At 71.4% G+C, this 22,763-nt stretch carries 21 protein-coding genes; 10 read left to right on the top strand and 11 right to left on the bottom strand.

The features are described 5' to 3' along the window. Positions 1-666 precede the first annotated feature (666 nt). The 10 genes from ABD481_RS22620 to rsmI form a co-directional block, all read right to left on the bottom strand. Positions 667-954: a YiaA/YiaB family inner membrane protein gene (locus ABD481_RS22620; RefSeq protein WP_344667724.1), complete on the bottom strand. Its 288-nt coding sequence runs from the start codon at positions 952-954 to the stop codon at positions 667-669. Between the two features lie 59 nt (positions 955-1,013). Next, on the bottom strand, positions 1,014-3,359 hold the full coding sequence (locus ABD481_RS22615; RefSeq protein WP_344667723.1) for a protein kinase domain-containing protein: 2,346 nt from the start codon (positions 3,357-3,359) through the stop codon (positions 1,014-1,016). 74 nt (positions 3,360-3,433) lie between these two features. After that, entirely contained in the window at positions 3,434-4,384 is a 951-nt protein-coding gene (locus ABD481_RS22610) for a 4-(cytidine 5'-diphospho)-2-C-methyl-D-erythritol kinase (RefSeq protein ID WP_344667722.1), read from the bottom strand. Further along, positions 4,381-5,355 carry a 16S rRNA (adenine(1518)-N(6)/adenine(1519)-N(6))-dimethyltransferase RsmA gene (rsmA, locus tag ABD481_RS22605; RefSeq protein ID WP_344667721.1) on the bottom strand — a complete coding sequence of 325 codons (975 nt, stop codon included), beginning with the start codon at positions 5,353-5,355 and terminating at the stop codon, positions 4,381-4,383. Before rsmA ends, ABD481_RS22610 begins: the two co-directional genes overlap by 4 nt. Positions 5,356-5,415: 60 nt before the next feature. Beyond that, positions 5,416-6,543: a resuscitation-promoting factor gene (locus ABD481_RS22600; protein WP_344667720.1), complete on the bottom strand. Its 1,128-nt coding sequence runs from the start codon at positions 6,541-6,543 to the stop codon at positions 5,416-5,418. A 188-nt stretch (positions 6,544-6,731) separates the two neighbouring features. Then, entirely contained in the window at positions 6,732-7,667 is a 936-nt protein-coding gene (locus ABD481_RS22595) for a TatD family hydrolase (protein ID WP_344667719.1), read from the bottom strand. Positions 7,668-7,671: 4 nt separating this feature from the next. Continuing rightward, complete coding sequence (metG, locus tag ABD481_RS22590) at positions 7,672-9,489, bottom strand: methionine--tRNA ligase (RefSeq protein ID WP_344667718.1); 1,818 nt, start codon at positions 9,487-9,489, stop codon at positions 7,672-7,674. 83 nt (positions 9,490-9,572) lie between these two features. Continuing rightward, complete coding sequence (locus ABD481_RS22585) at positions 9,573-9,833, bottom strand: Txe/YoeB family addiction module toxin (RefSeq protein ID WP_344667717.1); 261 nt, start codon at positions 9,831-9,833, stop codon at positions 9,573-9,575. After that, positions 9,830-10,096, bottom strand: a complete 267-nt coding sequence (locus ABD481_RS22580; protein WP_344667716.1) for a type II toxin-antitoxin system Phd/YefM family antitoxin — start codon at positions 10,094-10,096, stop codon at positions 9,830-9,832. The genes ABD481_RS22585 and ABD481_RS22580 overlap by 4 nt, the downstream gene beginning before the upstream one ends. A gap of 86 nt (positions 10,097-10,182) precedes the next feature. Beyond that, the gene (rsmI, locus tag ABD481_RS22575) at positions 10,183-11,076 is read right to left on the bottom strand and encodes a 16S rRNA (cytidine(1402)-2'-O)-methyltransferase (RefSeq protein ID WP_344667715.1); all 894 of its coding nucleotides are present in this window, start codon (positions 11,074-11,076) and stop codon (positions 10,183-10,185) included. A gap of 68 nt (positions 11,077-11,144) precedes the next feature. Here rsmI and ABD481_RS22570 point away from each other — a divergent pair, with 68 nt between their 5' ends. The 9 genes from ABD481_RS22570 to ABD481_RS22530 all read left to right on the top strand — a co-directional run bounded on the left by ABD481_RS22570 (position 11,145) and on the right by ABD481_RS22530 (position 20,915). Next, on the top strand, positions 11,145-12,869 hold the full coding sequence (locus ABD481_RS22570; protein WP_344667714.1) for a dolichyl-phosphate-mannose--protein mannosyltransferase: 1,725 nt from the start codon (positions 11,145-11,147) through the stop codon (positions 12,867-12,869). A gap of 65 nt (positions 12,870-12,934) precedes the next feature. Then, positions 12,935-13,729, top strand: a complete 795-nt coding sequence (locus tag ABD481_RS22565; protein ID WP_344667713.1) for an alpha/beta fold hydrolase — start codon at positions 12,935-12,937, stop codon at positions 13,727-13,729. A 97-nt stretch (positions 13,730-13,826) separates the two neighbouring features. Next, entirely contained in the window at positions 13,827-15,317 is a 1,491-nt protein-coding gene (locus ABD481_RS22560; RefSeq protein ID WP_344667712.1) for a TNT domain-containing protein, read from the top strand. Positions 15,318-15,466: 149 nt separating this feature from the next. Beyond that, positions 15,467-16,459: a caspase family protein gene (locus ABD481_RS22555; protein ID WP_344667711.1), complete on the top strand. Its 993-nt coding sequence runs from the start codon at positions 15,467-15,469 to the stop codon at positions 16,457-16,459. A 257-nt stretch (positions 16,460-16,716) separates the two neighbouring features. Continuing rightward, entirely contained in the window at positions 16,717-17,568 is an 852-nt protein-coding gene (locus ABD481_RS22550; RefSeq protein ID WP_344667710.1) for a M48 family metalloprotease, read from the top strand. Between the two features lie 163 nt (positions 17,569-17,731). Beyond that, positions 17,732-18,118, top strand: a complete 387-nt coding sequence (locus tag ABD481_RS22545; protein ID WP_344667709.1) for a group I truncated hemoglobin — start codon at positions 17,732-17,734, stop codon at positions 18,116-18,118. Between the two features lie 2 nt (positions 18,119-18,120). After that, positions 18,121-19,242, top strand: coding sequence for a globin domain-containing protein (locus ABD481_RS22540; RefSeq protein ID WP_344667708.1), 1,122 nt, complete (start codon positions 18,121-18,123; stop codon positions 19,240-19,242). Beyond that, positions 19,239-20,024 (top strand): hypothetical protein, encoded by a 786-nt coding sequence (locus ABD481_RS22535; RefSeq protein WP_344667707.1) that lies wholly within the window; start codon positions 19,239-19,241, stop codon positions 20,022-20,024. Before ABD481_RS22540 ends, ABD481_RS22535 begins: the two co-directional genes overlap by 4 nt. An 84-nt stretch (positions 20,025-20,108) precedes the next feature. Beyond that, positions 20,109-20,915 carry an NAD(P)-dependent oxidoreductase gene (locus ABD481_RS22530; protein WP_344667706.1) on the top strand — a complete coding sequence of 269 codons (807 nt, stop codon included), beginning with the start codon at positions 20,109-20,111 and terminating at the stop codon, positions 20,913-20,915. Positions 20,916-20,987: 72 nt separating this feature from the next. On the opposite strand, the gene ABD481_RS22525 is transcribed toward ABD481_RS22530, so the two are convergent. Continuing rightward, on the bottom strand, positions 20,988-21,869 hold the full coding sequence (locus tag ABD481_RS22525) for a class I SAM-dependent methyltransferase (protein WP_344667705.1): 882 nt from the start codon (positions 21,867-21,869) through the stop codon (positions 20,988-20,990). Between the two features lie 17 nt (positions 21,870-21,886). On the opposite strand from ABD481_RS22525, the gene ABD481_RS22520 reads away from it, so the two are divergent. Next, entirely contained in the window at positions 21,887-22,756 is an 870-nt protein-coding gene (locus ABD481_RS22520) for a TrmH family RNA methyltransferase (protein WP_344667704.1), read from the top strand. Positions 22,757-22,763: the final 7 nt, after the last annotated feature.

The raw sequence follows: 22,763 nt of genomic DNA, 5'->3' as shown, positions 1-22,763 counted from the left end.
GCCCGGGTGTCAAGTCCATGCCGCTGCGGTGAGCGCTGTTGGGCGGCGGTTGCGCGTGCATGGACTGGACACCCGGTCGGCGGCACTGTAGGCAAAGCCCTGCCGACGTGACCGAGGGGAACGAACCGAAAACCCAGGCAGGGGACTGACAATCACGGCGGGCGGGGCTGATGCTTTGGGCTTTCGGCTGCCGGTTTCGGACTGGGGGTGCTTTGGTTGTCGGCCGCCGGTTTCCGACTGGGTGGTGCTTTGGGCTTCCAGCTGCCGGTTCCGGCCTCGGCGGTCCGGCGCTGATGCTTCCGGCCGCCGGTTCCCGGCTGCGTGGTGCTTTGGTTTGCTGGCCGCCGGTTTCCGACTGCGTGGTGCTTTAGTCTTCCGGCTGCCGGTTCCGGCCTCGGCGGTCCGGCGCTGATGCTTCCGGCCGCCGGTTCCCGGCTGCGTGATGCTTTGGTTTGCTGGCCGCCGGTTTCCGACTGCGTGGTGCTTTAGTCTTCCGGCTGTCGGTTCCGGCCTCGGCGGTCCGGCGCTGGTGCTTCAAGCTTCCGGCTGCCGGTCCGGCCTCAGGGGGCTGGTCTTCCTGGCTTCGGCGGTCCGGTGCTTGTGTCTCAGCCTTCCGGTGCCGGGCTTTGCCTGGGAGCGGTGGGCTCGCCGCCTTTGCTCGGCTGCTCAGACTGTCTCGTTGAAGGGATTGTGCTCGGTCAGCAGCTTGTCGAGTCTGGCGCGGTCTACTCGGCCTACCAGGTGGGCTTCTTCCTGCTTGTCGCGGACTACTTTGGACAGGGTTATGGCGGAGGTGATGGTGTACAGCAGGCCTAGGGCCAGGAAGGCGCGTTCCCAGGCGTTTACTGGGAGGTAGGCGATGCCGATGGTGGTGGCGCCGGTGGATGCTATGAAGGATGCGACCGCCTGGAAGTAGTACGCGGCCGTGTTGCGGGTTGCCAGTGGCGTACTCATGGTTCGATTGTGGGTGGTCGGTGGGGGTGGGGCGTGAGTATGGGTACTTATTCGGGTACCTATTGGCGGTGGTGGTAGCCGAGTACTTCGCCGCTGGCGGTCAGGATGTAGACGGAGGGGGTGTCGGGGTCGGACAGGAGCATGTCGGCGCTGCTGCCGGTGGGGCCGGGGGGCATGGCGTACTGGGTGGTGGGGGTGCCGTCGGAGCGGTTGAGGACGGCTATGGCCAGGTTGGTGGCGTTGGAGGGGGTGTTGATCTCGACCCAGATCTTGTCGCCGGACAGGACGGGGGCGCCTATCAGGCCGTTGAATTGGTGGGAGGTGGGCCAGATGGTGGTGCCGGAGGGGGATTTGGTGGTGGCGTCGAGGGCTATCACGGCGCGGGCGTTGGTGGCGTAGACGGTGTTGTCCGCCTGGAGTACGGGGCCGGTGTAGCGCTGTTCGGGGGCCAGGGTCACGTGGTTGGGGGCGTCGGGGTCGGGGTGGGTCCACTTCCAGGTGCCGCCGGTGTCGTAGGCGTGGATGGAGCCGCTGTGCATGTCGGTGAGGTAGACGTGGTCCTCGGTGCCGGTGACGGTGGGGTTGGCGGTGCCGGCGTCGTTCTCGGTGCGGTGGGTGAAGCCGGTGTGCCAGAGGTCTTTGGCGGTTTTGGGGTCCACGCCCTTCAGGACCCGTAGGGAGGTCTGGTCCGAGAGGGTGAGGTAGAACTGGTCGCCCAGGTGGGGGACGTAGACGCCGATGCTGATGGAGTCGTTCTTGGACATGTCGGCGGGCAGGCCGCCCAGCAGGTCGGTGGGTTTGCGGACCCACAGGCGGCTCTGGTCGGCGACGCTGAAGCCGGCCAGGCAGGGCGGGTTCTTGGGGTCGATGACCGGGGCGCCGATGATCAGGGTGCCGGCGACCATGCCCAGGATGCCGGAGAAGGGCATGTCGTTGGCTTCGGTGGAGGGTTGCAGGACGCCGCTTTTGCTCCAGGCCGGCTGGCCGTCGGTGATGTGCCAGGCGTAGACGGTGCCGGCGCCGTAGGTGTAGATGTACCGGTCGTCCACGGCGATGCCGGCGCCGGCGGGGGCGTCGACGCCGGGGATGTTGGCCGGGTGGAAGACGGTGGCGCCGGTGGTGGTGTCCAGGGCCACCAGGCTCTGCTGCGGGTTCGGGCTGCTGGACTGCGCTGTGTAGACGCCGAAGAGGCGGCCGTTGCGGACGACGGCGCCGCCGGCGCGGCCCAGGTCGGTGCCGACCTGCCAGTCCTCGCCGTACTTGCCGGTGGGGTGCGGGCTGGGGGCGGTCGCGGTCGCCAGGTTCTCGCCGGTGGGGCTGGTGCCGGCGGTCGGGGACGTCGGCGGGGTCTTGCGGGTGTGGCGGGTGGCGGCGTACCAGGCGCCGCCGGAGGAGGCGGCCATCGCGGCCAGGGCGGCGGCGCCGGTCAGGAAGCGGCGGCGGGTCGGGGCGGGGGCCGGCGTGGGGGGCGGGGTGCGGACCGGGTCGTGCTCCGGCCGTTCGTGGGTCGGGACCTCGGTGGCGCCGGTCGGCGCGGCGGCGGCGTAGTCGCGCAGTTCGCGGTGCACGCCTTCGGGCAGCCAGTCGGCGCCGGGGCCGGCGTCCGGCGGGAGGAGGGTGTCGAGCAGTTCGTCGATGCTCGGGCGGTTGGCCGGGTCCTTCTCCAGGCAGGCGGAGACCACCGGGCGCAGCGGCACCGGGACGGCCGCCAGGTCGGGCTGCTCGTGGACCACCAGGTAGAGCTGGACGTGGTCCGGCCCCTCGCCGAAGGGCGGGATGCCGGTGGTGGCGTAGACCAGGACGCCGCCCAGGGCGAAGACGTCGGAGGCCGGCGAGCCCTGGGCGTCGGCGCGGCATTGTTCGGGGCTGGCGTAGCGGGGGGAGCCGACGACGATGCCGGTGGCGGTCAGGGAGGTGCCGCCGACCGCGTGGCTGATGCCGAAGTCGATGACGCGGGGGCCGTCCGGGCCGCAGATGACGTTGGAGGGCTTCAGATCGCGGTGGATCAGACCCGCGGAGTGGATCGCGCCGAGCGCCTCGGCGATGCCCGCGCCCAGGACCCGGGCCGAGTGCTCCGGGAGCGGGCCGTGGTCCTGGACCACGCGTTGCAGCGACGGGCCCGGGATGTAGGCGGTGGCGAGCCAGGGTTCGGCGTCGTCCGGGCCGGCGTCCAGGACCGGGGCGGTGTACAGGCCGTTGACGGTGCGGGCGGCCTCGACCTCGCGGCGGAAGCGGGTGCGGAAGCGTTCGTCCTCGGCGTACTCGGCCCGGATCACCTTCACCGCCACCGGGCGGCCGCCTCGGGAACGGGCCAGGTAGACACGGCCCATACCGCCCGCGCCTATGCGCGCGAGCGGTGTGAACGGCCCGATCCGCGATGGGTCGTCGGGCTTCAATGCGTCCATGGGGCCCCCTCCTGAGGGGCCATCGTAACCGCCGCTATCACCAGGCGGTGCCATGGCGTTGAAGGTACAGCGACTCAGAGCACGTGGGCGCCGGGAGCGGGACCCAGGGCCCGTCGCACGGCGCGCACCGACGGGGCCGCGGCCAGGGCTTCGGCGACCGCGGCGGCCCCGGTCGCGTCGGCCGCCAGGAAGGCGCAGGTCGGCCCAGACCCCGAGAGCAGGGTGCCGATCGCGCCCGCCTCGCGGCCGGCCTGGAGGGTGGCGCGCAGGTCCGGGCGCAGCGAGGTGGCCGGACGCGTCAGGTCGTTGCGCAGAGCGGCGCCGAGCAGGGCGGGGTCGCCCGCGCGCAGCGCGCGCAGCAGTTCGTCGTCCACGCCCGGGGCCGGGGCCTCCTCCCCCGCCGCCTCGCGCAGCCGGTCCAGCTCGCGGAAGACCGCCGGGGTGGACAGGCCCTCGTGGGCGAAGGCGAAGACCCAGTGGAACTCGCCGCGGGCCAGGACCGGCGCGATCTGGTCGCCGCGACCGGTGCCCATGGCGGTGCCGCCGTAGAGCGCGAAGGGGACGTCGCTGCCCAGGCGCGCGGCCAGGCTGTGCAGTTCGTCGCGGGACAGGCCGGTGCCCCACAGCGCGTCGCAGGCCACCAGCGCGCCGGCGGCGTCGGCCGAACCGCCGGCCATGCCGCCGGCGACCGGGATGCCCTTGGCCAGGTGCAGCCGCACCGCCGGGTGGCGGCCGGTGGTCTCGGCGAGCAGGACGGCGGCGCGCCAGGCGAGATTGGTCGCGTCCAGCGGGACCTCGGCGGCGCCCTCCCCCTCGCAGGTGAGGGTGAGCGTCTCGGACTCCGCGGCGCAGACCTCGTCGAACAGGCCCACGGCGTGGAAGACGGTGGCCAGGTCGTGGTAGCCGTCCGGGCGCGGCGGGCCGACCGAGAGCGCCAGGTTCACCTTGGCCGGGACCCGGACCGTGACCGACTCGGTGAGGCGGGGACGGGGCTCGTCCTCGGGGGTGAGGGCGGCGGCGGTCACGAGGCGTCCGCCTTCGGCCGGTGCTCCGCCAGCCGGGCGTACTGCTCGACGGTCAGCGTCTCGCCGCGCGCGCCCGGGTCGATCCCGGCGGCGACCAGCGCCCGCTCGGCGGCGGCCGGGGAACCGGCCCAGCCGCCCAGGGCCGATCGCAGGGTCTTGCGGCGCTGGGCGAACGCCGCGTCGACGGCGGCGAACACGTCCCGGCGGTCCACGAGCGCCGTGGGCGGCGCGGGGCGGCGGTCCAGGCGCACCAGGCCGGAGTCGACGTTCGGCGCGGGCCAGAACACGTTGCGGCCGATCGAGCCGGCGCGTTTCACGTCGGCGTACCAGCGGGCCTTCACCGAGGGCACGCCGTAGACCCGCGAGCCGGGCTCGGCGGCCAGGCGGTCGGCGACCTCGGCCTGCACCATGATCAGGGTGCGCTCGATGCTGGGGAAGCGCTCCAGCATGTGCAGCAGGACCGGCACGGCCACGTTGTAGGGCAGGTTCGCCACCAGGGCGGTCGGCGGCGGGCCGGGCAGCTCGGCGACGCGCAGCGCGTCGGCGTGCACGAGCTCGAACTCCACCTCGCCGGCCGCGATCCCGGGCGCGTACTCGGCGAGCGTGTCCGGCAGCGCGGCGGCCAGCGTCGGGTCGATCTCGACGGCGACCACGCGGCGCGCCACGTCCAGCAGGCCCAGGGTCAGCGAGCCGAGGCCGGGTCCGACCTCGACCACCACGTCGTCGGCGGTGACGTCGCCGGCGCGCACGATGCGGCGGATGGTGTTCGGGTCGATCACGAAGTTCTGGCCGAGCTTCTTGGTCGGCGAGACGCCGAGCCGCTCGGCGAGCTTGCGGACCTCGGACGGGCCGAGGAGGCGGGCCGGGAGGCGGCCGGGCGCGGCCTGTTCGGCGGGCGCGCCCTGTTCGGCGGGCGCGGCGGGCGCGGCCTGCTCGGCGGGCAACGGTGCGGAGTGCGGCTTGTCGGACATCGCGAGCCATCGTATGCCGCGCCGCTGTGTGCGGCGGCACGGCGCGGCCTCGGCGACCGGTCAGGTGAACAGGTTCCGCCCGCAGACCGGCCACTGCCCAGCGCCGGAGCGCACGTACAGCAGCTTGGCGCGGTAGGTCTGCTCCTCCGGCGTGGCGTTCGACGGCAGGCCCGAGCCGCCCATCGCGGCCCAGGTCGACGGGGAGAACTGGTAGAGGCCGAAGTACAGGCCGCCGCCGCCCACCGACTTGGGGTTGCCGCCGGACTCGCACTTGGCCAGGCCGGCCCAGTTCAGGGCGTCGGCCCCGGCCACGCTGTTCGGGACCGGCTTGGTGCCGACCTTCACCACCGCGTTCACCGGCTGCTTGGTGACGGTCTTGCTGACCACCTTCGGCGGCTGCTTCACACCGTTGATGGACAGGTTCGCGTAGACGACCTGCTGCACGCCCGGCACGCCCTGCGTGACGGTCTTGCGCGAGCCCACGTAGGCGGTCGGGTCCGACTGCTCGGTCGTGGAGAACGGGATCGCTTCCTGCTTGGTGTCCTGGGTGCCGACGATCCGCTCGACCGTGATGGTCAGGCCCTCGGCCGGGAAGGTCCCCGGGTCCGGGTTCGCGGTGTCCTGGCCGGCCAGCGTCACGCCGGCCTCGGCGAGCGCCTGGGCCACGGTGGGCGCGGTGGTGTCGACCGGGACCGACTTGCCGTCGACGAGTATGTTCACGTGGCGCCGGGTGCGGACCTCGAAGGCCAGGCCCTGGCGGCCGATGGGCTGGTCGCGGTTCACCGACACGTACGGGTTCTGACCCCGCAGGTCCATCCCGCCCATGGCATCGGCCACAGTGCCGGCGGTGGTCCAGATCTTCTTGTCGGCGCCGTCGACGGTGACGTCGAGCTGGCGGCCGTAGTTGACGGCGATCGTCTCGCCGTCGACCAGGTTCTCCCCCGGCGCCGGGGCCACGGAGTCGTGCTCCCCGGTGGTGATGCCCTGGGCCTTCAGGACGTCGGCGACCTTGCCGTCGAAGGTGTGGATGGTGCGCTCTTGGCCGTCCACGGTGATGTGGACCGTCTTGTCGAAGCCGACGTAGGCGCCCACGCCTCCGACGAGCCCGAGCAGGACCGTGCCCTGGACGGCGCGGACCTTAGCCTTGGAACCCTCGCTGTGCCGACTAGCGGAACGCCTGCTGCTCACGCTGATCCAGACCTCGTGGTGTCCGGCTACGACGCGGGGTCCTCATCGGTCCCGGTGCGGGTGCGTCGATCCGGCTGCCGAGCAGACAGTAGCGGGCAATCGGCGGGTGCCGCTAGCGCGGGTCCGCTGGATGTCCTACCGCGTCCCTTTGAGCCCAGGTCGGCTGTCTGTCGACTGATATGACGAAGTTATGCCTGGACCTGGAAGGCATCGCGGAGGTTGGCGTCGAGGGCGTGGCAGAGCTCGGTCAGGCCGGCCTCGCCGTCCATGCCGCGCAGGGCGGCCATCGCGCGCACCGTGTAGGGCACCAGGTACGGCGCGTTCGGGCGTCCTCTATAAGGGAGCGGAGTGAGGAACGGGGCGTCGGTCTCCACCAGGATCCGGTCCAGCGGAGCCACCCGGAGCGCCTCCTGCAATGCCTGGTTCGACTTGTAGGTGACGTTGCCGGCGAAGGACATGTAGTAGCCCCGTTCGGCGCAGATCTCCGCCATCGCGGCGTCACCCGAATAGCAGTGGAAGACCACTGTTTCGGGGGAACCCTCCTCGATGAGGATGCGCAGGACGTCCTCGTGCGCGTCGCGGTCGTGGATCACCAGGGCCTTGCCGTGGCGCTTGGCGATGGCGATGTGGGCGCGGAAGGACTCCTGCTGGGCCGCGACGCCGTCCGGGCCGGTGCGGAAGTAGTCCAGGCCGGTCTCGCCGATGCCGCGGACCTGCTCCTGCGCGGCGAGCTTGTCGATCTCGGCGAGCGCCTCCTCCAGCGCCTCGCGGCCGCCGGGGCCGCGGCGCTGCCCGGACCAGCCGTCGGGGTCGCCGAGCACCAGGCGCGGGGCCTCGTTGGGGTGCAGGGCGACGGCGGCGTGGACCCGCTCGTGCTCGGCGGCCAGGGCGGCGGCGGTGTGCGAGGACGGGACGTCGATGCCGACCTGGACCAGGGTGCGGACGTTCACCCGGTCGGCGGCCGCGATGATGTCGGCGGCCGCCGGCTCCTGGAGGTCCATATGTGTGTGGCTGTCGCCGACCGGCGCCGGAAGGGGTTCCGGCGCCGGGGGCGGAGTCTCGTCGCGCTCCTTGGACTTGCGCTTGCGCTTCTTGTCCTCGGCGGCGCCGGTGCTGTCGGCCACGGCGCTACGCCGTCTCGCCGCCGAGCCGGGCCAGCTCCTCGTCGACGATCGACGGGTCCAGCTTCTTGAAGATCGGCGTCGGGGGCTGGAGCGCGCGGCCGACCGCGATCGGCGTGGACTCCCAGCGGGCCAGCGCGGCCTGGTAGTCGCCGGTCAGCACCGGGTAGCCCGGGCCGCCGTCCAGGTCCTCGACCTCGCGCAGCTCCGGCATCGCCGACCAGGTGCCCTCGCCGCCGAGCAGGTGGAAGACCTTCTCGGAGGAGAACGGCAGGAACGGGGTGAGCAGGGTCTTGGCGTCGTCGACGACCTGCAGGGTGACGTGCAGGACCGTCGCCATCCGGGCCGGGTCGGTCTTGGCCAGCTTCCAGGGCTCGTGGTCGGAGACGTACTTGTTGGCGTCGGCCACCACTCGCATGGCCTCGGCCAGCGCGGCCTTGAAGCGGCAGCGGTCCAGCAGGTCGCCGACGGTCTGGAAGGCGCCGCGGGCGGTGGCCAGCAGGGCCTCGTCCTCGGCGGTGAGCTCGCCCGGGGCCGGGATCTCGCCGAGGTTCTTGGCGGCCATCGAGATGGCCCGGTTGACCAGGTTGCCCCAGCCGGCGACCAGCTCGTCGTTGTTGCGGCGCAGGAACTCCGACCAGGTGAAGTCGGTGTCCTGGGTCTCCGGGCCGGCGGCGGTGATGTAGTAGCGCAGGGCGTCGGCGTCGTAGCGGGACAGGAAGTCGCGCACGTAGATGACCACGGCCCGGGAGGAGGAGAACTTGCGGCCCTCCATGGTGAGGAACTCCGAGCTCACCACCTCGTGCGGCAGGCTCAGCTCGCCGAGCGAGCCGGCGGTGCCGCCCTTGTCGCCCCGGCCGTCGTAGCCCAGCAGCATCGCCGGCCAGATCTCGGAGTGGAAGACGATGTTGTCCTTGCCCATGAAGTAGTAGGCGTCCGGGGCCTCGCCGTTCGGGCCGACCTGCCAGAAGGCGCGCCAGGCGTCCGGGTCGCCGGTGCGGCGGGCCCACTCGACGGAGGCGCTGAGGTAGCCGACGACGGCGTCGAACCAGACGTAGAGCTTCTTGTCCGGGCGGTCGACCCAGCCCTCGAGCGGGACCGGGACGCCCCAGTCCAGGTCGCGGGAGATGGCGCGGGGCTGGAGGTCGTCCAGCAGGTTCAGCGAGAACTTCAGGACGTTGGGACGCCAGGTCTTCTGCTCCTGCAGCCAGCCGCCGAGCACCGCGGCGAAGGAGGGCAGGTCCAGGAAGAACTGCTCGGTCTCGATGAACTTCGGCGTCTCGCCGTTGATCCGCGAGCGCGGGTTGATCAGGCGGTCCGGGTCCAGCTGGTTGCCGCAGTTGTCGCACTGGTCGCCGCGCGCGCCGTCGTACCCGCAGATCGGACAGGTGCCCTCGATGTAGCGGTCGGGCAGCGTGCGCCCGGTGGACGGCGAGATGGCGCCCATCGTGGTCTTGGCGAAGATGTACCCGTTGTCGTGCAGGCCCTTGAACATCTCCTGCACCACGGCGTAGTGGTTGCGCGTGGTGGTCCGGGTGAACAGGTCGTAGGCCAGGCCCAGCGACTTCAGGTCCTCGGCGATGACCCGGTTGTACCGGTCGGCCAGCTCCCGGGCGGTGACGCCCTCCTTGTCGGCCTGCACCAGGATCGGCGTGCCGTGCTCGTCGGTCCCGCTGACCATCAGCACCCGGTTGCCCGCCATCCGCTGGTAGCGGCTGAAGACGTCGGACGGAACCCCGAAGCCGGAGACGTGCCCGATGTGGCGGGGGCCGTTGGCGTAGGGCCACGCCACGGCGGTGAGGATGGTGCGCTGGGTGGACGGCATGGTGACTAGGGTATCCGGCGCGGGGGTGCGGACCGGTGCGGTTCGGCGGGGGTCCAGATAGTGGACGGCGGGGCGGGACGGGGTCAGCCGTAGTGGTAGCGGCACTGCGCGATGCGGACCTCGTCGTCGACAGCGAGGTAGACGAGATGGTGCTCGTCGGTGATCCGGCGTGACCAGTAACCGCCGAAGTTGTGTTTCAGGGCTTCGGGTTTGCCGATGCCCTCGGCGTTCCCGTTGCGGACGATGTCCTGGATCAGCAGGTTCACCCTCTTGGCCACCTTGCGGTCCTGCGCCTGGCACCAGAGGTAGTCATCCCACCCCCGCGTACTGAATACGATCTTCAAGGCTGTGCGTCCGGGTCGATGAGCTCACGCACCTGCCCGCCACCGCTCTCCATCTCCTCAATCGCGTGGAACAGCCGCCGCGCGTTCGCCGGAGATCGAAGCAGGTACAAGGTCTCCCGCATCGACTCGTATTCGTCGAGCGGCATGATCACCACCGCTTCCCGGTTGGCGCGGGTGACGATGACCGGCTCGCGGTCGTCGACAACCTTGTTGAGGGTTTCAGCAAAGTGAGCACGGGTGTCGGAGAAGGTGAGCGTGCGCATGTTCGCCTCCGCTGTCCAAGGTCCTGGTTGTACAAGAAGTTGTACAACTTGGGCCGGGTGCCGCCACCCGACTCGCCGCCACCGGCCTACCCCTCCTCCGCTTCCTCCTCCTTCTCCTTCGCCGCCACCACCGCGTCGAACACCTCCCGCTTCGGCAGGCCCACCTCCGCGGCGACCTCCGCGATCGCCTCCTTGCGGCGCAGGCCGCCGGCCTCCTCGCGGGCGAACACCAGCTCGGCGAGTTCGGCGGGGGTCAGGTCCTTGCCGGCGGCCGGGTCGGCGCCCGCGACCACGACCGTGATCTCGCCGCGGACCTCGCCCTGGGTGGCCCAGGCGGCCAGTTCGGCCAGGCCGCCGCGCTTGATCTCCTCGTAGGTCTTCGTCAGTTCCCGGCAGACGGCGGCGCGGCGCTCGGCGCCGAAGGCGGTCGCCATGTCGGTGAGGGAGGCGGCCAGGCGGTGCGGGGCCTCGAAGAACACCATCGTCCGCGGCTCGGTGGCCAGGTCCGCCAGCCGGGAGGAGCGGCCGCCGCCCTTGCGGGGCAGGAAGCCCTCGAAGCAGAAGCGGTCGACCGGCAGGCCGGAGACGGCCAGGGCGGTCAGGACCGCGGACGGGCCCGGCACCGCCGTGACCCGGACGCCGGCCTCCACCGCGGCGGCGACCAGGCGGTAGCCGGGGTCGGAGACCGACGGCATCCCGGCGTCGGTCACCACCACCACGCGGGCGCCGGCCAGCAGCTCGCGCAGCAGGTCCGGGGTGCGGGCGGTCTCGTTGGCCTCGAAGTACGACACCACGCGCCCGGTCGGGGCGACGTCCAGGACCGTCAGCAGCCGCTTGAGGCGGCGGGTGTCCTCGGTGGCGATGACGTCGGCCGACGCCAGCTCGGCGGCCAGCCGGGGCGGGGCGTCCCCGTCCTGGCCGATGGGGGTGCCGGCCAGCACGAGCAGGCCGGTCGGGGCGGGGGCGGCGGTTCCGGTCACACGACCATCCTGGCTCAAAAACGCTCATCCCCTGTCCCCAGGGCATGACGTCTCCCTACGATGTCCGAGTGACGAGCCTCGCCCCGACCCGAACCACGCTGCCGGATGACGACAGCGAGGAGGATTACGGCGGCCGCCGGCGCCGCGGCGGCTCGCACCGCGAGCGCGGCCGCGTGTGGTGGCGGCCCAACCTGCGGCCCCGGGACGACGAGGCGCGCGACCTGTCGCTGCGCGAGCGCCTGGTGCCCTCCTTCGCGCGCGAGCCGTGGTGGGTGAGCTGGGGCTTCCCGGTGCTGATCACCCTGATCGGCGGGTTCATGCGGTTCTGGCACCTGGGCCTGCCCAAGTGGGTGATCTTCGACGAGACCTACTACGCCAAGGACGCCTGGGCCACCATCCACTTCGGGCACGAGGTGGGCTGGCACGACGACGGCCCGAACGTCGGCATGGCCAACGACGACCACGCCATCATCGCCAATCCGCACATCTGGCGGACGCTGGTCGCCGACCACCACGGCAACGCCGTGCACCCGCCGGTCGGCAAGTGGATGATCGGCGCCGGCGAGTGGCTGTTCGGCTTCACCCCCTACGGGTGGCGCTTCGTCCCCGCGCTGTGCGGCACCCTGGCGATCCTGATGACCGCGCGCATCGCCCGGCGCCTGTTCCGCTCCACGCTCATCGGCTGCCTGGCCGGCCTGCTGCTGGCCGCCGACGGCATGGAGTTCGTGATGAGCCGCACCGCGCTGCTCGACATCTTCGTCATGTTCTGGACGCTGGCCGCCTTCGGCTGCCTGCTGGTCGACCGGGACAAGATGCGCAGCCGGCTGGCCGACTGGCGGGAGACGTTCCCGCCGGGTCCGCTGCCCGACGACGTCCCGGCGCCCAAGCTCGGCTGGCGGCCCTGGCGCATCGCCGGCGCGATCTGCCTGGGCCTGGTGATGGGCACCAAGTGGAGCGGGATCGCGATGATCTTCGTGTTCCTGCCGATGTCGCTGCTGTGGGACCACGCCGCCCTGCGGGCCGTGGGCATCCGCCGGCACTGGGCCGCGTTCTTCCGCCGCGACACCTGGCAGGGCATCAGCATGGGCCTGCTGTCGATGGTCACCTACACCGCGACCTGGACCGGCTGGTTCATCACCAAGGACGGCAACTACCGGCAGTGGGCCGCCGACCCGTCGCACCACGCCATCCACGTCCGCGGCCTGTCGGCGCTGCGCAGCTGGTGGGAGTACCACTGGCAGACCATGATCTTCCACACCAACCTGGACTCGCCGCACGCCTACATGTCGAATCCGTGGAGCTGGCTGGTGATGGGCCGCCCCACCGACTACTACTACTGCTCCAAGGGCAACGAGGGCTGTCCGCCGCTGGCCGACAACCAGCACCAGCAGGTCCTGGCGCTGGGCACCCCGCCGCTGTGGTGGTTCGCGACCATCGCGCTGTTCTGGCTGGCGTGGCGCTGGCTGCTGCGGCGGGACTGGCGGGCCGGGGCGATCCTGGCCGGGATGCTGGCCGGGTGGGCGTTCTGGCTCCAGTACGAGCACCGCACGATCTTCACGTTCTACGCGGTGGCGTTCGTGCCGTTCATGGTGATGGCGGCGGCGTATCTGCTGGGGGCGATCGTCGGCAGGGCCGACGCGCTCCAGTACCGGAGGGTCTGGGGCGCGGTCGTGGCCGGGGCGATCACCGTCTACATCCTGGTGATGTTCATCTACTTCTATCCGATCTACTCCGCGCAGACGATCACGTGGAACCAGTGGATAGACCGTATGTGGTGGCCCAGCTGGATCTGATCTGATCTGATCTGATCTGAGCGGAGCCTTCCGCACCGGCGCCCCAGAGGCTACCGTCCAGTAACATGGACCTCTCCTACGCGCGCCGGGGCGCGGGCGAACCGCTCCTGCTGCTGCACGGCATCGGCCACCGGTGGCAGGCCTGGGAGCCGGTGCTGGACCGGCTGGCCGAGCACCACGACGTCATCGCGATCGACCTTCCCGGCTTCGGCAAGTCCGCGCCGGTGAAGCTCGCGCCCGGCGAGCGGCAGACCATCGACGTCGCGATGGCGCGGATCGCGGAGTCGTTCACCGGCTTCGGGATCGAGCGGCCGCACGTGGCCGGGAACTCGCTCGGCGGGGCGCTCGCGCTGGAGCTGGCCAAGCACAACCTGGCGGCGTCGGCGACCGTGTTCTCGCCGGCCGGGTTCTGGACCACGCGGCGGGAGACCGCGTGGGCGGTGGGGAACCTGAGCCTGACCCGGGTCAGCACGTTCGCGCCGAGACCGGTGCTGCGCTTCGTGGCCGGGCATCCGGCAGCGCGGGCCGTGGCGTTCGGCATGGTCTTCGGCAAGCCGCGCCGGCTCGATCCGGCGGCGGCCTACGAGGACACCCTGGCGCTGCGGCACGGCACGGCGTTCCGCCCGGTGGCGCGCGAGGCCAAGCACTACCGGTACGCGGGGGAGACCGGCGTGCCGACCACCGTGGCCTGGGGGACGAAGGACCGGATCCTGGTGCGGCGGCAGTTCGAGCAGGCCAAGCGGGTGCTGCCCGGGGCCCGGTTCGAGGATCTGCCGGGCTGCGGGCACGTGCCGATGAGCGACGATCCGGAGACGGTGGCCCGGCTGATCCTGGAGACCACTGGGGTGTGGTCGGGGTAGGACAAGGGTGCTGTCCCGATAAGACCGGGAGGTCGCCGTCAGGATGGATATGTAGACTCCGGATCGGAGTAAGCCACCTGGGGGAGGACCGGAGCTCATGACGGAGAACTGGCAGGCCGAACCCACGCCTTGGCTTTCGCCGGGGCACGAGCAGACAGAACCGGGGTCGTTCGCGGGCCCGGCCGCCGGGCCGCAGGGAGTGAATCCGACCGCGGCGCAGGGGCTCACGCCGGTGCGGTTGCACATCAACGGGGACGTGGTGTCCATCGGGCCGCCCATGGTGGATCCGCCGAAGCTGACTCCGGTGACGAGTCCGACGGCGATCGGTGTGCCCCAGATCGCGCCGCCCATCGACATCGACGCACCGCAGTTCTCGCCGCCGTACTACGGTGCGCCGGTCGACGTGACGCCGCCTGCTCCCCCGCCGCCACCGTTCATGGACGGGTCGTACGGGGCGACGCAGTATGGCCAATCGCCATATACCGACACGTCTTATTCGTATACGGACTACACGAGCCATACGGACCAGACGAACTACACGAACCAGACGAACCAGACGGACTATACGGACTACGCGAACCACACGGACTACGCCGACAAGCCGCTGGACAACCAGCCCTACGTCGAGACCCCTCCGCCACCGCAATACTCAGCACCCGCATTTGTGGAGCCGCCGCTCCCGGTCGCGTACACCGAGCCGCAGAACACTGCGCAGCACTCCCCCCAGCAGCTCACTCCGGTCCCGCACGTCGCGTACCAGCACCAGCAGCAACCGCAACAGCCGGACCAGCACCAGAACCAGTACCACCAGCACCCGGGAGCCCCGACCGGCGACCCGCTCATCGGCGGCGCCGACGGCCACTCGACCATGATGGTCGCGGTCGGCACCGTCCAGCCGCGAGCGCCGCAGCCGGTCGCCACCGTGGAGGACGCCGAGCGCGTCCTCGGCGCCGCCGTCGACTCCCTCGACGCCGATCCGGACCTGTACTCCATCGGCACCGTCACCGACGGCGCGGTCTGCCTGATCCCGGACGACGGCCGCTGGGCCGTGTTCCTGGCCGACGCCGGCCAGCGCCGCTTCGCCGGATCCTTCGACGACCCGATGATGGCGGCGGTGCACTTCGCGGGCGTGCTGCTGCTGGCCGCCGCCGAGCGCGGGGTGGTGCCGAAGGCGGCGGCGACACCGGCCGGCCTGCCCGGGCAGAGCGCCGACCCGCTGGCCCAGTTCCTCGCCGGGCCGCCGATCACACCGCTGGCCGGCGACCCGCCGACCACGCTGTACACCGAGCACCGGCTGACGGTGCTGACCCCGGGCACCGAGGTCGACCGGTTCGGCGACCAGCTCGGCAACACCGTCTACGCGGCGCGCACGCGCTATCCCCACCGCTCGTTGCCGCCGGACTACATCGAGCGGGAGTACCGGGTCTACCGCGTGCGCGAACCGTTGCGCGGGCTGGCCGGAACCGCCATCCCGTGGTTCGGGCAGCCGGGCGGCGGAACGGCGTATCTGCTCCCGCGGCCGATCACGGATCTGCTGCACGAGGGAGTGCTCGTGGAGATCCCGGCGGCCACGGTCGCTCCGGCGTGAGCGCTCGCCGCTGAAGCACCCACGTACGGCTGACTCCAACGCGGTAGCTCCAAGGTAACCCTCGGTCACCGAGGCCCGGCACCTTCTCGTCACCTTCGCTCAGTACCCTGGATCCGCATCGGGTCAAAGGCGACCGCGGGGAGGGCGACGTGAGGGATCCGTTGAACGAGGCCACGATTCCGGCGCGCGAGGCGTCGGGAGCGGTGCTGGTGGGAGTGGGGACCTATCGGAGCCTGCCGAGGCTGCCCGGCGCGCTGACCGGGATCGCCGATCTGGCGGCCGCGCTGACCGGACCGGACGGCTTGTTCGCCCCGGAATCCGTGCAAACGATTGCGGACCCGGAATCCGTCACCGAGCTGCTGGACGAGGTGGCGGCCGCCGCCGAGCGGCACCCGGACACGCTGCTGTTCTACTTCGTCGGCCACGGCCTGCGCGACCTCGACGGCCAGCTCTGCCTGGCCCTGCCGTGGAGTCTGGACAAGAAGTCGGAGGCCGAGCGCACCGCGCTGCCGGTCGAGCGGATCATGGCGCTGTTGAAGGGCGCCCCGGCGAAGCGGCGGATAGCGGTTCTGGACTGCCGCTACTCGGGGCGGGCCATGCGGGCGCCGTCGGCGTTCAACACCCACCTGCTCACCGCGACCGGCCAGAACGAGAAGGTCCGCTCCCCCTCCGAGCAGCAGACCACGCCGTTCACCGGCACGCTGCTGGACCTGCTGCGCAACGGCGTGCCGGGGGTCGGGCCGTGGCTCACGCTGGGCGACCTCTACCGGTGGATCGGCGGGGCCGCCGACGACCCGACGCCGCACCAGCGGGCCGTCGACGACAGCGCGACGATCGCGCTGGTACCCAACCGTGCCGCGCGACAGGACTTCGGCCGCCGAGCCGAACTGGCCATGCGCATCGGGTCGAAGGACCCGGCCCGCGCCGCGCGCCTGTTCGCGGACCTGGTCGTCGACGCCGCCGCCCGCGCCGAGGCCAAGGAGGCGCTGGCCTACCGGATGTCGGCGGCCTCGTGGCTGGGAGCGGCCGGCGACCCGCGCGGGGCGCTGGCCCGCTGGGAGGCGATCCGGCACGATCCGCAGGCCGACGTCGTCGAGGTCGAGGCCAATATCGCCTACTGGCAGGAGCGGCTGGGGGTCTGATCCCCAAGCTCCGCCGAGCCGGACCGCGGCGGAACCCTCATGGGGTACCGCGGAGAACGGGGTGCCGCTGAGATCGGTTGTAATCGTGTAACCCTTTCTCGACAGGGCGTCGGGAACGCGCGAGACTGGTTTGGCGTTCCACTAATGGAAGTACTCCGCGCTGTCGAGGTGACGCCGTGTCCTCATCGCTCTCCGACCGCCGAACGGACGCTCGTTTCCGGAGCGACCGCAATCTGAGCACTCGCATGCTCTCGGTCATGTTCCTCCTCGGCGTCGTCTACGCCGCGGCCATCCTGATCCTGGTCCGGATGCTGGGCCGCGCCTGGCCCATCGGCGTGGCGGTGATCGTCGCCTTCGCCGCCTTCCAGGTCCTCACGTCCGGGCGGCTCGCCGTGCGCACCATGGGCGCGCGGGAGGTGACCGCCGCGGAGGAGCCGGAGCTGCACGCCCTGGTCGACCGGCTGTGCGCGCTGGGCGGCATGGACAAGCCCACGATCGCGGTGGCCGAGTCGAAGGTGCCCAACGCGTGCGCACTGGGGCGCTCCAAGGGGTCGGCGACGCTCTGTGTGACGCGTGGGCTGCTGGAGACGCTGGAGCCGAACGAGCTGGAAGGCGTCATCGCGCACGAGCTCTCCCATGTGGCGCATGGTGACGCCGCCGTGATGACGGTCGCGGCCTTCGTGGGAGTGCTGGCCGGACTGGTCGCGCGGATCGGACTGCGGCTGGTCTACATCGGCGGCCGGGCCCGGGGCCTGTGGCACATCATCGTCGTGGCGCTGGGATTCATCGCGCTGAGCGCCGCCACCTGGTTCGTCTCCCTGGTGCTGACGCGGTCGCTGTCCCGCTATCGCGAGTTCGCCGCCGACCGGTCCGCCGCGCAGCTGACCGGGAACCCCGCCGCGCTGGCCTCGGCCCTGACGAAGGTCTCGGCGAAGGTGAGCGGAGGCGGCGGGATTCCTCAAGTCGATCTGCGAAAAGCGGGGGCGCTCAACGCCTTCTACTTCGCGCCGGTCTCAGCCGCCAAGACAACCGCACATCATCTGTTGTCCACGCATCCGACAACTCAAGCACGCCTTGACAGGCTCCTGAGGATGTCGTCGCAGTTGTAGATCTCCGGCGGGCGATCATCGAATACGAACATAGCTGATCAGGGTACGACGATGATCAGTCACGTATGTTCGAAGGTTTTGATGAATGCCTGCTATGCTTCGCGGGTTTTCCGAGCCGCCCCCGATCCCTGAGCAATTGCCCGCATCGGAAGGACCCGCAAGCATGACCGAGACCCAGAGCCAGTCCCAGTGGGAGCGCGTCGGCGGCGAGGAGGCCGTGAAGGCCGTCCTCGACCGCTTCTACGAAGGCGTCCTGGAGGAGCCGCAGCTGTCCGGCTTCTTCGAGAACTCCGATGTCGACGACATCAAGCCGCACCTGGCCGAAGTGCTGAAGGTCGTGCTCGGCGGCCCCGGTGCCCGCACCGACATAGACCTGGCGGGCTACCTCACCAACGCGCACTCCGGCCTCGGCGTCTCCGAGTCCGACTACGAGCTGACCGGCAAGGTGCTCATCGACACCCTCAACGAGTTCTCGGTCCCGGCCGACATCATCGAGACCATAGAGGGCGCCCTGGCCACCGTGCAGCCGTTCGTGGTGGCGGCCGCGTAGTCGTGCTGGATCCGCACCTACTGCGCACCACCTGGGCTCGGGTAACCCAGTACGGGGAGCAGGTGCCGCTGTACTTCTACAGCCACCTGTTCCTCAGCCATCCCGAGGTGCGCCCGATGTTCCCGCCTTCCATGGCGGCCCAGCGCGACCGCCTGGTCGCCGCCCTGGGCGCGGTCGTGGCCAACGTCGACGACCTCGGCTCGGCCGTGCCGTACCTGCAGGGCCTGGGCCGGGACCACCGCAAGTTCGCGGTGGAGCCCGGCCACTATCCGGCCGTGGGCGCGAGCCTGCTGGCCACTTTGGAGCACTTCCTCGGCGCGGACTGGACCCCGCCGGTCGCCGAGTCCTGGACCGAGGCCTACGGCATCGTCTCCCAGGTCATGGTCGACGCCGCGGCCGAGGCGCAGCACACCTCGCCGCCGTGGTGGGACGCCGAGATCGTGGCCCACGAGGTGCTCGGCGGGCGGCGGGACATCGCCCGCCTCACCATCGCCACCCGGCATCCGTACCCGTACGCGGCCGGGCAGTCGTTCACGCTGGAGAGCGCGATGGCCCCGGCCCGCTGGCGCTTCTACACGCCGGCCCATCCGCCCCGCACCGACGGGCTGATCGAGCTGCACGTCAAGCTGATCGGCACGGTGTCGTGGCAGCTGGTGAACGTCATGGGCGTCGGCGACCGGCTGCGCCTGGGCCCGCCGGTGGGCCACCAGCTCACGCTGGCCTCCACCACGCCGGGCTCGGACCTGCTGCTGATCGCCGGCAGCACCGGCGTCGCCCCGCTGCGGGCGGTCATCGAGGAGCTGGCGCTGGTGCCGGACCACGGCCGGCGCGTCACGCTCTACTACGGCGCCCGCATCGCCAGCGACCTGTACGACCTGCCGCGGCTGCGGCAGCTGGCCGAGCGCAACACGTCCTGGCTGAGCATCCACCCGGTGGTCAGCGACGACTACGCCTGGGAAGGCGAGCGCGGCCTGGTCGGGGACGTCGCGGCGGCCCGCGGCGGCTGGCCGGGGCACGAGGTGTTCATCGTCGGATCGGCCGGGATGTGCGAGCACACCGTGGCCAGGTTGAAGGAAGCGGGAGTGGTCCCGGGGGCCATCCATCTGGAGGAGAGTCAGCCGTGAGCTTCAGCGACTACGAAGGCGGCGGTGCCGCGGCGCGCCGTCCGGAGCGGCTGACCGCCGAACAGGTGGACGGCTGGGAGTTCGCCCGCGCCGGGATCACCCATCGCGGGTACGACGAGGAGAGCGTGCTGCGCTTCAAGCGCCGGGTGCTCGCCGAGTTGCAGGCCGCCGGGCAGGTCGAGTCCGAGCTGCGGCAGCGGAACGACGAACTGGCCGGGCAGCTGCGCGCGACCTACAGCGTCGGCGACCCGACGGCACCGGGAGCGCTCGGGCCGGGGGGCCCCGGCGCTCCGGGCGGATCCAGTGCGGCGGTCACGGCGGGCGCCGCGGCCGCCGCGACGGCGTTCGCGCCGGAACAGCGGGTCACGGCGGCCGCGGTGAACGCCATCTCGATGGCGCAGCGCCAGGCCGAGGAGCAGATCCGGGCCGCCGAGGAGTACGTCCGCAACGTGACCGAGTACGCGCGGAACCAGTATCAGGTGACGGTCAACGAGGGGCACCGCCAGGGGCTGCTCGCCGCCGAGTCGGCGTTCCAGCGCCGCAGCGAGCAGTTGTCGTCGAGCCTGAAGCAGCTGGAGTCGCAGCTGGAGTTCCTGAAGGCGTTCGGGGTCGCGTTCGGCGTGCAGGTCGAGGGCGCCTTGGAGAAGGCCCGCGAGGAAGTGCACGGCATGATCGGCAGCATCCACGCGGCCTACGACGCGCTGAGTCGGACCTCGGTGCCCGCGGCGCACGGGGTGCCCGCGGCGGCCGGGGGCGGGGCCGTGCTTCCGCGCATGGCGTAAGGAGGTATCGGGACTACCCGGCACCGCACAACCAGGCACAGCACGACCAGGCACCGCCCCGAGCCCTGACCTAGGCTGGCGACCATGACGACACGGGTTGCTTTCCTGGGGCTCGGGGCGATGGGTGCCCCGATGGCGGCGCGGCTGGTCCGCGCCGGATACGACGTGACGGTGTGGAACCGGACCGCGGCGCGGACCGAGCCGTTGGCCGAACTCGGCGCGGTGGCGGCCGGGACGCCGGCCGAGGCGGTCGCCGACGCGGAGTTCGTGGTCACGATGCTGTCCGATCCGGCCGCGGTCGAGGCGGTGGTCGAGGCGTTCGCGGACGCGCTGCGCGCCGACGCGGTGCTGGTGGAGATGTCGACGGTCGGGCCGGACGCCACGCGCCGGATCAGGGATCTGATTCCGGCGACGGTGGGCCTGGTGGACGCGCCGGTGATGGGCAGTGTGGACCGGGCCGAGACCGGCGAGCTCATCGTGCTGGCCGGGGGTTCGGCGCCGGACCTGGCCCGGGCGTCGGAGCTGCTGGCCCGGTTCGGCGGCGTCACCGAGTGCGGGGAGCTGGGGAGCGGATCGGCGCGGAAACTGGTGCTGATCAACGGGATCGTCGCCGGTGTGGCCGTGGTCGGGGAGACGGTGGCCCTGGCGGAGCGGCTCGGGATCGCCGATCCGCGGGCCGTGCTGGAGGCCAGTCCGTTGGCGCCGCTGGTGGCGCGGGCGTTCGCCACGACGGCGGACTTCTCGGTGGAGATGGCCGTGAAGGATCTGCGGCTGGGCGGGGAACTGCTGGACCTGCCGGTGATGGCGGCCGCGCGGGCGGCGTTGGAATCCGCGGCGGATCAGGATGCTGATCTTGGTGTCGCAGCACTCGATCTTGCCAAGAAGCACTGATTGGCGCTGATCGGCACTGATCAGCGGCGGGCCGCACCCTCTATCTTTATATAAGGGTGCGGCTCCGGCCTTTCAGCTCTTGACTGTCCCGACGGCGAGCAAAGCCCGGTAGGGCAGCCGCATGGTGCCGTCCTCGTCGCTCATCTCAGCGGCGACCCGCAGATAGTTCTGGTGGAACGCCGCACGCACCTCAGGCTCCTGCATCAGGTAGGCCCGTCCGGAGCCGGCGACGCCGGAGCCGACCGAGATCCACCACTCGTCGGCGGTGGTGTGGTGCTCCCAATCGATGACGGTCGTCGACACGTTCTCCAGGCCGGCCTCGCGGAACAGCTCGGCGAGCCCTTCCTCGGTGCGCGGGTAGTCGTCGGCTTCGGGAAGCTTCGGCAGGTCCCAATGCACCCAGCCCGGCGTCGCCTCCATCGCGCGGGGGAAGACGGCGCGCCCGGCGGAGCGCTCCCCCGGCCACAGCGTGAGCGCCACCCGGCCCTCGGGCTTGGTCACCGCGAGCAGCGCGGCCAGGGCTTCGCGCGGCCGGCCGAAGTGGTTGAGCACGAAGTTGCCGACGACGGCGTCGAACGTCCCGGGCTCGAACGGGAGGTCGGGGACGATCGCCAGCTGGAAGTCCGCCTCGGGGACCTTGGAGCGCGCGAGGTCGAGCATCGTCGGCTCGGCGTCGATCGCGGTGACTTGGGCACCGCGGGCGACCGCGGCGCGGGCGGTGTTGCCGGTGCCGGTCCCGACGTCCAGCAAGGTGGTGCCGGTGGTGGCGGCCACCGCGTCGAGGAGGTCGGGAACCGTGCGGGCGCAAAGGCCGGCGTAGACGGCCTCGTAGGAGGGGCCGGCGTCGGCCCACAGGATGCGCTCGGCCTCGTCGAAGGTCAGCGGCGGCGGAGTCGTGGGTGACGCGGGCGAAGGAACGTCCGTCGATGTCGATGGGTCTTCGGGCGTGGACACGCGGGTAGCCTAGCCGGATGCACGGATGGCAGCGGGTCGGTTCGCGGAACGCACGTTTTCAACAGTGGCAGACGCTGCTGGGCAATCGGACGAAGCGGCAGCGGGCCGGCCTGTTCGTGGTCCAGGGCGTGCGGCCCATCACGCTGGCGGTCGAGCAGGGCTGGCCGGTGCGCGAGCTGCTGGTGGACGGCGATCGGCGGCTGTCCCGGTGGGCCGAGGACCTGCTGCGGGTGACGGACGCGGAGATCGTCGCGCTGCCCGGCGAGCTGATCGCCGAGCTCGGCGAGAAGGAGGTGGAGGCGGCGCCGGAGATCGTGGCGGTGGTGGAGATGCCGGCGGACGACCTCGCACGGATCCCGATCAAGGCCGACTTCCTCGGCGTGGCCTTCGACCGGCCGTCGCAGCCCGGGAACGTCGGCACCCTGATTCGCTCGGCCGACGCCTTCGGGGCGCACGGGGTCGTCGTCACCGGGCACGCCGCGGATGTGTACGACCCGCGCGCGGTGCGGGCGAGCACGGGTTCGCTGTTCGGCGTGCCGACGGTCCGGACGCAGTCGCAGCGGGAGGTGGTGGACTGGCTGGCGGGGGCCGGGGCTGGGGCTGAGGCTGGTGCTGGGGCAGCGACCGAGGCCGGAATCCAGGTGACCATCGTCGGGACCGACGAGGACGGCGACACCGACATCGAGGACTACGACTTCTGCGCGCCGACGCTGATCGTGGTCGGCAACGAGACGGTGGGGATGAGCACGGCGTGGCGCGACGCGTGCGACCGGGTGCTGAGCATCCCCATGGGCGGGATCGCCAGCTCCCTGAACGCCGCGAACGCGGGGACGGTCGTGCTGTACGAGGCGGCGCGCCAGAGGCGCGGCGGCAAGTCGGCGTTTTAGGATCGCG

Origin of the sequence: Catenulispora yoronensis, assembly GCF_039531695.1 — a bacterium.
Lineage (GTDB): Bacteria > Actinomycetota > Actinomycetes > Streptomycetales > Catenulisporaceae > Catenulispora > Catenulispora yoronensis.
This window is presented reverse-complemented; position numbering and strand designations above follow the sequence as displayed.